This is a genomic window from Pseudomonas sp. NPDC087690 (genome assembly GCF_044743175.1).
Classification (GTDB): domain Bacteria; phylum Pseudomonadota; class Gammaproteobacteria; order Pseudomonadales; family Pseudomonadaceae; genus Aquipseudomonas.
Window position 1 is genome coordinate 382,638 of record NZ_JBIUVX010000001.1, and the last position, 14,131, is coordinate 396,768.

The 14,131-nt window shown below is 60.2% G+C and carries 12 protein-coding genes; all 12 read left to right on the plus strand.

The window, feature by feature from the left end; translation table 11 throughout:
* Window positions 1-443: 443 nt before the first annotated feature.
* The 12 genes from arnB (at window position 444) to ACIPIZ_RS01720 (ending at window position 14,113) form a co-directional block, all read left to right on the plus strand.
* Complete coding sequence (arnB, locus tag ACIPIZ_RS01665; RefSeq protein WP_401163579.1) at window positions 444-1,592, plus strand: UDP-4-amino-4-deoxy-L-arabinose aminotransferase; 1,149 nt, start codon at window positions 444-446, stop codon at window positions 1,590-1,592.
* The gene (gene arnC / locus ACIPIZ_RS01670; protein ID WP_401163581.1) at window positions 1,589-2,605 is read left to right on the plus strand and encodes an undecaprenyl-phosphate 4-deoxy-4-formamido-L-arabinose transferase; all 1,017 of its coding nucleotides are present in this window, start codon (window positions 1,589-1,591) and stop codon (window positions 2,603-2,605) included. The genes arnB and arnC overlap by 4 nt, the downstream gene beginning before the upstream one ends.
* On the plus strand, window positions 2,602-4,593 hold the full coding sequence (gene arnA, locus ACIPIZ_RS01675; RefSeq protein WP_401163582.1) for a bifunctional UDP-4-amino-4-deoxy-L-arabinose formyltransferase/UDP-glucuronic acid oxidase ArnA: 1,992 nt from the start codon (window positions 2,602-2,604) through the stop codon (window positions 4,591-4,593). Before arnC ends, arnA begins: the two co-directional genes overlap by 4 nt.
* Window positions 4,593-5,477, plus strand: coding sequence for a 4-deoxy-4-formamido-L-arabinose-phosphoundecaprenol deformylase (gene arnD / locus ACIPIZ_RS01680; RefSeq protein ID WP_401163584.1), 885 nt, complete (start codon window positions 4,593-4,595; stop codon window positions 5,475-5,477). Before arnA ends, arnD begins: the two co-directional genes overlap by 1 nt.
* Window positions 5,474-7,126 carry a lipid IV(A) 4-amino-4-deoxy-L-arabinosyltransferase gene (gene arnT, locus ACIPIZ_RS01685; protein WP_150648094.1) on the plus strand — a complete coding sequence of 551 codons (1,653 nt, stop codon included), beginning with the start codon at window positions 5,474-5,476 and terminating at the stop codon, window positions 7,124-7,126. The genes arnD and arnT overlap by 4 nt, the downstream gene beginning before the upstream one ends.
* Window positions 7,123-7,467 (plus strand): 4-amino-4-deoxy-L-arabinose-phosphoundecaprenol flippase subunit ArnE, encoded by a 345-nt coding sequence (gene arnE / locus ACIPIZ_RS01690; protein WP_401163586.1) that lies wholly within the window; start codon window positions 7,123-7,125, stop codon window positions 7,465-7,467. Before arnT ends, arnE begins: the two co-directional genes overlap by 4 nt.
* Complete coding sequence (gene arnF, locus ACIPIZ_RS01695) at window positions 7,464-7,868, plus strand: 4-amino-4-deoxy-L-arabinose-phosphoundecaprenol flippase subunit ArnF (RefSeq protein ID WP_401163588.1); 405 nt, start codon at window positions 7,464-7,466, stop codon at window positions 7,866-7,868. The genes arnE and arnF overlap by 4 nt, the downstream gene beginning before the upstream one ends.
* Entirely contained in the window at window positions 7,865-9,244 is a 1,380-nt protein-coding gene (locus ACIPIZ_RS01700) for a UDP-glucose dehydrogenase family protein (protein ID WP_401163589.1), read from the plus strand. Before arnF ends, ACIPIZ_RS01700 begins: the two co-directional genes overlap by 4 nt.
* 352 nt (window positions 9,245-9,596) lie before the next feature.
* A complete protein-coding gene (locus ACIPIZ_RS01705) occupies window positions 9,597-10,775 on the plus strand; it encodes an MFS transporter (protein WP_401163591.1) in 1,179 nt (392 codons plus the stop codon).
* Between the two features lie 156 nt (window positions 10,776-10,931).
* Complete coding sequence (locus tag ACIPIZ_RS01710; protein ID WP_064390156.1) at window positions 10,932-11,618, plus strand: HPP family protein; 687 nt, start codon at window positions 10,932-10,934, stop codon at window positions 11,616-11,618.
* Between the two features lie 233 nt (window positions 11,619-11,851).
* The gene (locus ACIPIZ_RS01715; protein ID WP_401163593.1) at window positions 11,852-12,958 is read left to right on the plus strand and encodes an enoyl-CoA hydratase/isomerase family protein; all 1,107 of its coding nucleotides are present in this window, start codon (window positions 11,852-11,854) and stop codon (window positions 12,956-12,958) included.
* Between the two features lie 3 nt (window positions 12,959-12,961).
* The gene (locus ACIPIZ_RS01720) at window positions 12,962-14,113 is read left to right on the plus strand and encodes an acyl-CoA dehydrogenase family protein (RefSeq protein ID WP_127927788.1); all 1,152 of its coding nucleotides are present in this window, start codon (window positions 12,962-12,964) and stop codon (window positions 14,111-14,113) included.
* The last annotated feature ends 18 nt before the right edge of the window (window positions 14,114-14,131 follow it).

The following is a 14,131-nucleotide window of genomic DNA, read 5'->3' on the forward strand; positions in this document are numbered from 1 at the left end:
CAATTGGCTGGAAGGCGCCAGGCGTGCCAGATAAATCGTCAGCGGATTAGTGGTGGACGGGGTGGATTCAGTACTCGACAAGTCAATCAAACGAAACGGCCTTGAATAGAAAACAGTTCAACAAAACAAACTGAAAGTGCAAAGAAACTTATATAAGGAGCGACTCTTCTGTAGGACTTTTCTATTAAAAGTGCCGATAAACGGAAGAAGTCTGAACGGTGGCTGTATGGCTTACAGATAGACGAATGGCCAACCGTATTTTGATGTTCCTTTCACAAAAAGCGGCATAACCTTAATTACAACAGGTTGCCCCGAAAGGCCTACAACCTGCCGTCCGTGGACTTAAAAGTCAATCAGGCATTCCCCGGCCGGTATCCCAAACCCTTGAAATCCCGTGTTTTTCAGACAATTGGCTGAAGGATGGCTGTCGCCCCGAGGTTCTTATGAGTCAAGCGTTCCTGCCGTTTTCGCGTCCGAGTATCGGCGAAGAGGAAATAACCGCCGTTGCACAAGTATTACGTTCTGGCTGGATTACCACTGGCCCTGAATGTCAGGCACTCGAAGAACAGTTCGGCGCTTATGTCGGTTGCAAACATGCCATAGCACTTTCTTCGGCCACCGGTGGCATGCATATCGCGTTGCTCGCCTTGGGCATTGGCCCGGGCGATGAAGTTATAACGCCTTCGCAAACCTGGGTGTCGACCGCCAACATGATCTCGTTGCTCGGCGCCAAACCGGTGTTCATCGACGTCGACCGTGACACGCTGATGACCGACGCTGCGCGCATCGAAGCGGCGATCACCCCACGTACCAAAGCGATCATCCCGGTGCATTACGCCGGTGCCGCATTCGATCTCGATCCGCTGTATGCGCTGGCCGACAAGCACGGCATCGCCGTCATCGAAGACGCCGCCCACGCCGCTGGCACCCGTTACAAGGGCCGTCACGTCGGCGCGCAAGGCACGGCGATTTTCTCCTTCCACGCGATCAAGAACATGACCTGTGCCGAAGGCGCGATGTTCGTCACCGACGACGAAGCGCTGGCCAGCCGCGTGCGCATGCTCAAGTTCCATGGTCTGGGGGTTGACGCCTACGATCGCCTGACCGGTGGCCGCAAGCCGCAGGCGCAAGTGATGGAACCGGGTTTCAAATACAACCTCGCCGACATCAACGCCGCGATTGCCCTGGTGCAATTGGAGCGTCTGGACGCGATCAACGCCCGCCGCACCGAACTGGCCGCTGCCTACCGGAAAAAACTCGAAGGCCTGCCGGTGCAACCGCTGGCCCTGCCCGCCTACGCGCAACAACACGCTTGGCACCTGTTCATCCTGCGCATCGACAGCGAGCGCTGCGGCATGGACCGCGAAGCTTTCATGAAAGGCTTGCAGGACCAAGGCATCGGCACCGGCATCCATTTCATCGCCACCCACCTGCACACCTGGTATCGCCAGCGTGACCCTCACCTGTACCTGCCCAACACCGAATGGAACTCGGCGCGGCTGTGCTCGATTCCGTTGTTCCCCGACATGACCGATCAGGACCTTGATCGCGTGGTCGGGGCCATCGCCACCCTCATGGATAAACGCCTGTGAAACCCTATCCGATCCGCTGTGTGTCGATCGTCATCCCGGTCTACAACGAACAGGACAGCCTGCCGCAACTGCTGCGCCGTACCGAAGCGGCATGCCGGATGCTGCGTTACGACTATGAAATCGTCCTGATCGACGACGGGAGCCGTGATGACTCTGCCAACCTCCTTGAGGAAGCCGCGACCCGCGAAGACAGTCCATTCGTGGCGGTCATCCTTAACCGCAACTACGGTCAGCACGCGGCGATCATGGCCGGCTTCGAACAGTGCAAAGGCGACGTGGTGATCACCCTCGACGCCGACCTGCAAAACCCGCCGGAAGAAATCCCGCGTCTGGTCGCCGAAGCCGAAAAGGGTTACGACGTCGTCGGCACGGTGCGCGGCAATCGTCAGGATTCGGCATTGCGCCGCTACCCGTCGAAGCTGATCAACCTTGCGGTGCAGCGCTCCACCGGCGTTGCCATGAGCGACTACGGCTGCATGCTCCGCGCTTACCGGCGCACGATCATCGACGCGATGCTCGCCTGCCGTGAACGCAGCACCTTCATTCCGATTCTGGCCAACAGCTTCGCTCGCCACACCACGGAAATCGTCGTTGCCCACGCCGAGCGTGAACACGGCGATTCGAAGTACAGCCCGATGCGCCTGATCAATCTGATGTTCGACTTGATCACCTGCATGACTACCACCCCGTTGCGCTTGCTGAGCATTGTCGGCTTCGCCATGGCCGGGCTCGGCGTGTTGTTCGCCGCCGCCCTGATCGTGCTGCGCCTGGTGTTCGGTGCCGGCTGGGCCGGTGACGGCATGTTCGTGCTGTTCGCTGTGCTGTTCGTGTTCACCGGTGGCCAGTTCATCGGCATGGGCCTGCTCGGCGAATACCTGGGGCGCATGTACAGCGACGTGCGTGCCCGCCCGCGTTTCTTCGTTGAAAAAGTCTTGCGTGGCCAACCCGCCATGCCGCCGCGCGCCATCACCGTCGACGGCCTCTCCTCCTCCAATGATCAGGTTCTCTCATGAGCGCAAAAACTGTTGTATTCGCTTATCACGATATCGGCTGCGCCGGCATTCAAGCCCTGCTCGACAGTGGCTATGACATTGCCGCGGTATTCACTCACGCCGATGATCCGAAAGAGAACGCGTTCTACGGATCGGTTGCGCAATTGTGCGCACGCAAAGGCATTCCGGTGCACGCCCCGGAAGACGTTAACCACCCACTGTGGATCGAGCGGATTGCCAAGCTCAATCCGGACTACGTGTTCTCGTTCTACTACCGCAACCTGCTGAGCGAATCGTTGCTGGCCACCGCAAAACACGGCGCGTTCAACCTGCACGGCTCGTTGCTGCCGCGCTACCGTGGCCGTGCCCCGGCGAACTGGGTGCTGGTCAATGGCGAAAGCGAAACCGGTGTCACCCTGCACCGCATGGTCAAACGTGCCGATGCCGGCGCCATCGTTGCCCAGCAACCCGTGGCCATCGAGCGCAGCGACACCGCGCTGAGCCTGCACGGCAAACTGCGCATCGCCGCCACCGATCTGCTGCGCGACACCTTGCCAGCGATGCTGCAAGGCAAGACCAGCGAAACCCCGCAGGACGAATCGAAAGCCAGCGTATACGGTCGTCGTACGCCGGCGGACGGCAAGCTGCTTTGGTCAAAACCTGCCGAGCAGCTGTTCAATCTGGTCCGCGCCGTCACCCAACCGTATCCGGGTGCGTTCTGCGCCGCCGGCGAACACAAGTTGATCGTCTGGAGCGCGGAAGTCGTCAAAGGCAATGACAGTCAGGCGCCGGGCCGGGTGATCAGCGTCGATCCGCTGCGCATTGCTTGCGGTGAAGATTCGCTGGTAATCCTCTCCGGTCAACGCAACGACACCGGTCTGTTCCTCAGCGGCCCGCAACTGGCCAATGAGCTGGGTCTGGTCGACGGCTCGCTGCTGCGCGGCGCTGAATCCGGTCGTGCGCCGCGTCGTACCCGAGTGTTGATCCTTGGGGTCAACGGTTTTATCGGCAATCACCTGTCAGAGCGCCTGCTGCGCGATGACCGTTACGAAGTCTATGGCCTCGATATTGGCTCCGACGCCATCGACCGCTTGCGCAGTCATCCGCACTTCCACTACGTCGAAGGCGACATCAGCATTCACTCCGAGTGGATCGAGTACCACATCAAGAAGTGCGACGTGGTCCTGCCGCTGGTGGCCATCGCCACGCCGATCGAATACACCCGCAACCCGCTGCGCGTGTTCGAACTCGACTTCGAAGAAAACCTGAAACTGGTGCGTTACTGCGTCAAGTACAACAAGCGCGTGATCTTCCCGTCGACCTCGGAAGTCTATGGCATGTGCCAGGACAAGCATTTCGACGAAGACACCTCCAACCTGGTGGTCGGCCCGATCAACAAGCAGCGCTGGATTTACTCCGTCTCCAAACAATTGCTGGATCGAGTGATCTGGGCGTACGGCGCCAAGGGTTTGAATTTCACCCTGTTCCGTCCTTTCAACTGGATGGGCCCGCGCCTTGATCGTCTGGACTCGGCCCGCATCGGTAGCTCCCGCGCCATTACGCAGTTGATCCTCAATCTGGTGGAAGGCACGCCAATCCGTCTGTTTGACGGTGGCGAGCAGAAACGCTGCTTCACCGATATTGCCGACGGCGTCGAAGCACTGGCGCGGATCATCGACAACGACAACGACGTCTGCAACGGTCAGATCATCAACATTGGCAACCCGGACAACGAGGCCAGCATTCGTCAACTGGGCGAAGAGCTGTTGCGACAGTTCGAAGCGCATCCGCTGCGCAGCAACTTCCCGCCGTTCGCCGGTTTCCGCGACGTCGAGAGCAAGGCGTTCTATGGCGCCGGTTACCAGGACGTCGAGCACCGCAAGCCAAGCATCGCCAACGCCAAGCGCCTGCTCGACTGGACGCCGACCGTGGAAATGCGCGAGACCATTGGCAATACGCTGGATTTCTTCTTGCGCGAAGCCATGCTCGAAATCGCGGACAAGCATTGATGCAGGCCGGACTACGCATCGACGTCGACACCTTTCGCGGCACCCGTGAAGGTGTGCCGCGCTTGCTGGAAATGCTCGACGAGGCGCAGATCAAGGCAACGTTTTTCTTCAGTGTCGGCCCCGACAACATGGGCCGGCATCTGTGGCGCCTGGTCCGCCCGCAGTTTCTCTGGAAGATGCTCCGTTCCAACGCCGCCGGCCTGTATGGCTGGGACATTCTGCTGGCCGGCACCGCGTGGCCGGGCAAACCGATTGGCCGTGATCTCGGGCACCTGATGCGTCAGGCCCGCGATGCCGGTCATGAGGTTGGCCTGCATGCGTGGGATCACCACGGCTGGCAAGCCAACGCCGGGCGCTGGAGCAACGAACAACTGATTGAGCAGATCCGTCAGGGCGTCGACACCTTGAGCGACATTCTCGGCGCGAAAGTCGAGTGTTCGGCCGCCGCCGGCTGGCGTGCCGACGAGCGCGTGATCGAGGCCAAGCAAGCCTTCGGCTTTCGCTACAACAGCGATTGCCGGGGCTCGCGGCTGTTTCGTCCGATGCTGGCCGACGGCACGCCGGGCACGCCGCAGATTCCGGTGGACCTGCCGACCTTCGATGAAGTCGTCGGCCCCATCGTTGCGGCGCGGGATTTCAACGGTTTCATTCTCGATCACTTCCGTGCGCAACAGCTCAACGTCTACACCATTCATGCCGAGGTCGAAGGGATTCTGATGGCTGAAGAATTTCGTCAACTGCTGGCCGCTGCGCGTCAGCGCCACATCGACTTCACTCCGCTGGGCGATTTGTTGCCCGAGTTCTTCAACACCTTGCCCGTGGGCCGCGTGCAACGTGGCGCGCTCGATGGTCGTGAAGGCTGGCTGGGAGTGCAAGGCGCATGACCAAACGCTGGGCATTGCCGTTGCTCTTGCTGGGAATCGGTCTGCTGGCTTACCTGCTGCCACTGGGTACGCATGGCCTGTGGATTCCCGATGAATCTCGCTACGCGCAGATCAGCCAGGACATGCTGCTGAGCGGCAACTGGGTGTCGCCGCACTTCATGAGCCTGCGCTATTTCGAGAAGCCGATTGCCGGCTACTGGATGATTGCACTCGGGCAAGAGTTGTTCGGGCAAAACCTGTTTGGCGTACGCTTCGCCTCGGCACTGAGCACCGGGTTGAGCGTGTTGCTGTGCTATCTGATCGCCCGGCGCTTGTGGAACGAGCCGCACAAAAGCTTTGTTTGCGCGCTGCTCTACATGAGCTTCACCATCGTTGCCGGTCAGGCCGGTTACGCCAACCTCGATCCGCAATTCACCTTCTGGGTCAACCTGAGTCTGGTGGCGCTGTGGTTTGCCGTCGACAGTCAAACCAGCGGCAAGCGAATGGTTGCCTGGGCAGTGCTGGGGCTGGCCTGCGGCATGGGTTTCATGACCAAGGGTTTTCTCGCCTGGCTGCTGCCCGTGCTGATCGCCTTGCCGTGGATGCTTTGGCAAAAACGCTGGCGTGAACTGCTGATGTACGGCCCGGTGGCGATTGCCATCGCAATCGTCGTCAGCTTGCCGTGGGTGCTCTCGGTGCATGCGCAGGAGCCGGACTACTGGCGGTTCTTCTTCTGGCATGAACACATCCGCCGCTTTGCCGGTGACGATGCCCAGCATGATGCGCCGTGGTGGTTCTACTTGCCGCTGCTGGTGGCGTTCAGTTTGCCGTGGGCGGGATTGCTGCCGTCTTCATTCAAACAAGCCTGGCAGACCCGCACTCAGCCCAAAGTCGTGTTTTTGCTGCTGTGGCTGCTGATGCCGCTGCTGTTCTTCAGCCTGAGCAACGGCAAATTGCCGACCTACATCCTGCCGTGCCTGCTGCCGCTGGCGTTGCTGCTCGGCAATGCGCTGGCCGACCGCTTGCGTCTGGAACAAGGTCGGGCGCTGAGCATCAATGGTGTGCTCAATCTGCTGCTGGGCATCGTCACGCTGATTGCGCTGGTGTATCTGCAACTGACCAAACCGGTGTACGACCACGAACTGCACAGCATGGTGCTGGTGTTCATTGCCTTGATCGGCTGGATCATCGCCAACCTGCTGCAAGCCTTCCTGCCGCTGCAATGCTGGGCGGCGCCGGCGCTGGGCAGCCTGTTGCTGATCGCCGTTTTGCCGGCAGCGATGCCCAGATCAGTGGTCGCCAACAAGATGCCGGATCAGTTCATCAAGCATCACCTCACCGAGCTGGCACAGACCGACCACCTGCTGAGCAACGACCTGGGCGCGGCGTCGGCGCTGGCCTGGCGTCTGAAAACACCGCAAGTCGCGTTGTACAACACGATAGGCGAATTGAAATATGGCCTTGCCTATCCTGACGGCATTCAACAACGGGTTGACTTCGATCAAGTGCAACAGTGGATGCGTGAGGCGCGCCGCAGCGGTTCGGTCGGCGTGGTGATGCGCGTCAAGGGGCAGGACGAACTGGACGAAATCGACAAGTTGCCAAAGGACGGCGTCCGTTTTGAGCAGGGCAACCTGGTGATCATGATCCTGCCGAAGGTGGCGTCATGAGCCTGTTGCTGCTGTTGGCCGCGTGCCTGCTGACCTGCCTTGGCCAAGTGGCGCAAAAGTACGCCGTGGAGAGTTGGCGCGGGGTCGAGTCGACGTGGACCGACAAACTGCGTTCGCCGTGGTTGTGGCTGGCGCTGTTCGCCCTCGGTTCAGGCTTGCTGGTGTGGCTTGTGGTGTTGCAGCGCCTGGAAGTCGGCATCGCCTACCCGATGCTCAGCCTCAACTTTGTGCTGATCACCCTGATCGCCCGCTTCGTCTTCCGCGAACCCATCGACCGCCAGGATTGGCTCGGCGTGGCGTTGGTGATCGGCGGCGTGGTTTTGCTGGGGCAACAGACATGAACAAGCGCCGCGGAATCACTTTCACCCTCGGCAGCGTTTTGCTGGTCAGCGCCGCGCAACTCGCGATGCGCTGGAGCATGACGCGTCTGCCCGCACCAGAACAATGGCTGCACATCGACAGCCTCGACCTGCGCGCATTGGCCGTGGTCATTGCGGCGATCTTCGCCTATGCCCTGTCGATGCTCTGCTGGCTCGCCGCCCTGCGCGACCTGCCGCTGGGCCGCGCCTATTCGCTGCTGAGCATCAGCTACGCGCTGGTGTATCTGCTGGCGGCCAGCCTGCCGCTGTTCAACGAATCCTTCAGTTTCACCCAATCACTGGGCGTGGCGCTGGTCATGCTCGGGGTCATCACCATCAACACGCGTCCGGCTCGTGCGCCCGCATTCAGGAGTGCTCCATGAAAATCACAGTATTTGGCAGCGGTTACGTCGGTCTGGTGCAGGCGGCTGTGTTGGCCGAAGTCGGCCATGATGTCGTGTGCATGGACATCGACCAGAAGAAGGTCGACCTGTTGCGCCAGGGTCATGTCAGCATTTTCGAACCGGGGCTGGCCAGCCTGGTCCGCGAAGGTCTGGATTCGAAACGCCTGCAATTCACCAGCGATGAAAAACTCGCCGTGCAGCACGCTCGGGTCGCGTTTATTGCCGTCGGTACGCCGTCGCGGGAGGACGGCTCGGCGGATCTGCGCTACGTGCTTTCGGTCGGCGACGCGATTGCCCGTCATCGTGAGCAGGCGTTGATCATCGTCGAGAAATCCACGGTGCCGGTGGGCACTGGCGATACGTTGCGCACGCATATCGAAAAGGCCTTGATCAAGGTCGGCCGCCTGCTGCAGTTCGATATCGTCTCCAACCCGGAATTTCTCAAGGAAGGCTCGGCGGTTGCCGATTGCCGGCGTCCGGACCGCATCGTTATTGGTTGTGAAGGTGATGAGGTGCGCGACGTAATGCGCGACCTGTACTCGCCTTTCAACCGCAACCACGACCGCATCATGTTCATGGACCTGCGCAGCGCCGAACTGACCAAGTACGCCGCCAACTGCATGCTGGCGACCAAGATCAGCTTCATCAACCAGATCGCCGAACTCGCCGAACACTTGGGCGCCGACATCGAATCGGTACGCCAGGGCATCGGTGCCGACACGCGCATCGGTTACCACTTCATCTACCCGGGCTGCGGTTATGGCGGCTCGTGCTTCCCCAAAGACATGCGTGCGTTGATCCACAGTGCTGAACAAGCGCACTGCTCCAGCGACTTGCTGCAAGCGGTCGAGGCGATCAACCAGCGGCAGAAACACAAGTTGTTTGAACGCATCAACGCGTTCTACAAGGGTGATCTGCGCGGCAAGACTTTCGCCCTTTGGGGGCTGGCGTTCAAACCCAACACCGACGACATGCGTGATGCGCCAAGTCGTGTGCTGCTGGAAGAACTGTGGGCGGCCGGTGCCAGCGTGCGCGCCTTCGACCCGGAGGCCATGCAGGAAACACAGAACCTCTACCCGGACGAATCGAAACTGATGCTGATGGGCACGCCGGAATCGGTATTGCCCGGCGCCGACGCATTGATCATCTGCACCGAGTGGCAACAGTTCAAAGCGCCGGATTTCGAGCTGATCAAGCAACGCCTGAATACCCCGGTGATCTTCGACGGGCGCAACCTGTACGACGCCGAACGTCTGGCGCGCAACGGTTTCCAGTACTTCCCGATGGGCCGTGGCGAATCGCGCAAATTGCCGATTCCGCTGCAGCAGTGGCCGCATGAGTCCGACGTCGCTTGAAGCCTCTTGTAGGAGCTGCCGCAGGCTGCGATCTTTTGATCTTGTTTTTTTGAATTCAGATCAAACGATCGCAGCCGGCGGCAGCTCCTACATGAATATGATCATTCGCCTCGCAAGGCCCGCTGACGCGTTGGCCCTGCCCCTCTCCTGATATCAGTACAAATCCCCTGTAGGAGTGAGCCTGCTCGCGATAGCGATGGGTCAGCCTAACCTATGTTGCCTGACACTCTGCTATCGCGAGCAGGCTCACTCCTACAGAGGATTTGTGGTGTGGCGGCTTGACCGGTGATGGTTGCGCGGGGAGGATGACGCACGCCCGCCAAGCATTTGAAATAAGGACATTGACCTCTTCGTGGCCACCTATTCGCGCTTCATCCGCCGGTTGATGATCAGCTCGCTGACCGTCGTCATCAGCCGCGCCCTGATCAGCCCGCTACTGACCCTGTTCCTCAGCAACAAGCTCGGCCTCAACCCGCAAGACGTCGGTCTGCTGTTGGGCATCGCGGTATTCAGCGCCACGTTGCTGTCGCTGTACGGGGGTTACATCATCGATCGGCTGGACAAGCGTCAGTTGCTGATACTGACCATGCTCTACAGCGGCATCGGCCTGATCCTGCTGAGCTTCGCGCAGAATCTGTACCTGGTCACATTGGTGTTGATCATCAGCGAAACGGCGTCGGCGCTGTTCCTCATCTGCTCCAAAGCCATCCTCAGTGAAAACCTGCCGGTGGGCCAGCGGGTCAAGGCGTTTTCCCTCAACTACACGCTGACCAACATCGGTTACGCCGTCGGCCCGATGATCGGCGTGGTGATTGCCGGTATCCAGCCTTCGGCGCCGTTTATCGTCGCCGGCGCGATTGCCATTGGCAGCATTTTTCTGCTGGTGGGCGCAGCGAAAGAGCCTAATCCGATCGCCCCGGTCAGCCAGCCGCAAAGCTTTCTGAAAACCCTGATCATCCTGAAAAACGACCGCACGATGATCCTGTTTACCCTGGGCTGCCTGCTCAGCACGCTGGTGCACGGGCGCTTCACCCTGTACCTGTCGCAATACCTGTTGGCCACCCACACCCAGCAACAGACGCTCGACACCATGGCCGCCCTGCTCGCCTGCAACGCGATCACGGTCATCCTCTTGCAATACCAGATCGGCCGATTCCTCAAGCGCGAACACTTGCGCCAGTGGATCGCCGGCGGCACCGCGCTGTTCATCCTCGGGCTGATCGGTTTCAGCATGGCCGACAGCCTCATCGGCTGGTGCGTGGCGATGTTCATCTTCACCCTCGGCGAGATGATCATTTACCCGGCGGATTTCCTCTTCGTCGACACGCTCGCCCCCGAGGAACTGCGCGGCAGTTACTACGGCGCGCAGAATCTGGCGGCACTCGGCGGCGCTGCAAGCCCGGTAATGTGCGGGTTTCTGCTGATGCACACGCCGGCGCCGATGATGTTCTATGCCTTGAGCGCATTGGCGGCGGTCGGCGGCTATTTGTGTGTCGCCAGCGGTCGCCGCGCGGCTTCAGTGCAACAATAATGCACTCAAACTGCATTTATATGAATTTGTCAGCATCGAGATTGAACGGCACACTGTGTGCGTTCCTCCCCCAATGTTGGAACACTTCGAGGGCTTTCCGGATATGCCGGACAAGTCCTTTTTTTTGCCCGGATTTTGTAGAAGGATCAGTTTCACATGCTCGCTCGCTGGTTGCCCGCTGCCATAAACACCCGCCCAACCGAATGGAGCCGCGCCGCCATCGGCATGGCCTTGGGCACGTTGTTCAGTGTGTGGTTGTGCGCGCAGGTGTTCGGCCATGACGTCGCTTATCACCTGATCGGGCCGTTGGGCGCTTCCGCGGTGTTGCTGTTCGCCGTGTCCTCCGGCGCCCTCGCCCAGCCCTGGTCGATTCTCGGCGGGTATTTGTGTGCCGGTGTCGTGGCGCTGCTGGTCGCTCACGTACTCGGCCGAACCCTGGGCAGCGCCTGTCTGGCGGCGGGCATGGCGCTGATTCTGATGTGCTGGCTGCGTTGCCTGCACCCACCGGCGGGCGCTTTGGCGCTGACGCTGGTGCTGGCTGATCCTGCGACTATTGCCATGGACTGGAAAGCCATGGAACCGGTGATGCTCGGTGCCGCGTGCATGCTGCTCAGTGCCCTCGCCTATAACAACCTGACGCGCATTCGTTACCCGAAACGCCCCGCTGAACCGGCGCCCGCAGTAGCCCCGGTCGACAATCAGGCGATCACCGCCGAAGACCTCAAGCTGGCACTGGCCGACATGGAAGCCTTCATCGACATCACTCCCGAGGATCTGGAACAGTTGATCCACGCCAGCGAACTGCACGCCAAGCGCCGCAGCATTACCGCGACCTTCACCTGACCCCTTATGTAGGAGCTGCCGCAGGCTGCGATCTTTTGATCCTGTTTTTCAAGATCAAAAGATCGCAGCCTGCGGCAGCTCCTACATGAGTCCGCGTATATTTCGGGTAAGGTAAAAACGCAGACAGGCCCTGCACATATCCCCGTTGTACAAGGCAAATTTGCACTGTTACGATCCGGTAACGCTCGCGCGCGAGCTTCTCGAATAAAGACAATAAAAGCAGGGAGTTACTGATGACAGCTCAGGCTTCATCCCCGCGGACCCAGTCCATGGATGCCACGCAAAACGAAGTGCTGGCCGAGGTTCGCAACCGTATCGGTCACCTGACCCTCAACCGCCCCGCCGGTCTCAATGCCATCACCCTCGACATGGTGCGTTTGCTGCAACAGCAGCTCGACGCCTGGGCGACTGACGCCAATGTTCACGCGGTAGTCCTGCGCGGTGCCGGTGAAAAAGCTTTCTGCGCCGGTGGCGACATTCGCTCGCTGTACGACAGTTTCAAGAGCGGCGATACGCTGCACGAAGATTTCTTCGTCGAGGAATATGCCCTCGACCTGACGATTCATCACTACCGTAAACCGGTGCTGGCGCTGATGGATGGATTTGTCCTCGGCGGCGGCATGGGCCTGGTACAAGGCGCCGATCTGCGCGTGGTCACCGAGAAGAGCCGACTGGCGATGCCGGAAGTGGCCATCGGTTATTTCCCCGATGTCGGCGGCAGCTATTTCCTGCCGCGCATTCCCGGTGAGCTGGGGATTTATCTGGGCGTCAGCGGCGTGCAGATCCGTGCCGCCGATGCGCTGTATTGCGGCCTGGCGGACTGGTATCTGGACAGCAGCAAACTGGCGCTGCTCGACGAAAGACTCGACCAGATGGAATGGCAGGACACGCCGCTCAAGGCGCTGCAGAACCTGCTGGCCAAACACGCCGTGCAGACCCTGCCCGATGCGCCGCTTGAGGCCCTGCGTCCGGCCATCGATCATTTTTTTGCCCTGCCGGATGTGCCGAGCATGGTCGAGCAATTGCGCGCGGTGACCGTTGCCGACAGCCATGAATGGGCGACCACCACCGCCAACCTGCTGGAAACCCGTTCGCCGCTGGCCATGGCCGTGACCCTGGAAATGCTCCGGCGCGGTCGGCACCTGAGCCTGGAACATTGCTTCGCGCTGGAGCTGCATCTGGATCGCCAGTGGTTCGCCCGTGGCGACCTGATCGAAGGCGTACGCTCCCTGCTGATCGATAAAGACAAGTCACCACGCTGGAACCCGCCGACTCTTGCTGCGCTGGACGCTGCGCATGTCGCGAGTTTCTTCCACGGTTTTGATGAGAGCGGGAGCTGAGCCATGCACGATCTCGAACTGACTGAAGAACAAGTGATGATCCGCGACATGGCCCGGGACTTTGCCCGTGGCGAAATCGCACCGCACGCGCAGGCCTGGGAAAAGGCTGGCTGGATCGACGATGCGCTCGTCGCGAAAATGGGCGAACTCGGTTTGCTCGGCATGGTGGTGCCCGAGGAATGGGGCGGCACCTACGTTGACTACGTGGCCTATGCCTTGGCCGTGGAAGAAATTTCTGCGGGTGATGGCGCGACCGGCGCATTCATGAGCATTCACAACTCGGTCGGCTGCGGCCCGGTGCTCAACTACGGCAGCGAAGCACAGAAACAGACCTGGCTGGCGGATCTGGCCAGCGGGAAAACCATCGGCTGCTTCTGCCTGACCGAACCGCAGGCCGGCTCCGAAGCGCACAACCTGCGCACCCGCGCCGAACTGCGTGACGGCCAGTGGGTGATCAACGGCGCCAAACAGTTTGTCAGCAACGGTAAACGGGCGAAACTGGCGATTGTGTTTGCGGTGACCGATCCAGACCTGGGCAAGAAAGGTATTTCGGCGTTTCTGGTGCCGACCGATACCGCCGGTTTCATCGTTGATCGCACTGAACACAAGATGGGCATCCGCGCTTCCGATACTTGTGCGGTGACGCTGAGTAATTGCAGCATTCCTGAGGCCAATCTGCTCGGTGAGCGTGGTAAAGGTCTGGCGATTGCCCTGTCCAACCTTGAAGGCGGACGTATTGGCATCGCGGCGCAGGCTTTGGGTATCGCGCGCGCGGCATTTGAAGCGGCGCTGGTGTATTCGCGCGATCGCATCCAGTTCGGCAAACCTATCAATGAGCACCAGAGCATCGCCAACCTGCTGGCCGATATGCACATGCAGATCAACGCGGCGCGGCTGATGATCCTGCATGCAGCGCGGCTGCGGACGGCGGGCAAACCTTGCTTGTCCGAGGCTTCGCAGGCCAAGTTGTTTGCGTCGGAAATGGCCGAGAAGGTTTGCTCGTCGGCGATTCAGATTCATGGCGGGTATGGTTATCTGGAGGATTATCCGGTCGAGAAGTACTACCGCGATGCGCGGATTACCCAGATCTATGAAGGCTCGAGCGAGATTCAGCGGATGGTGATTGCGCGGGAGCTGAAGAACTATCAGTTGTAATGGTGTTGGCCCCTTTCC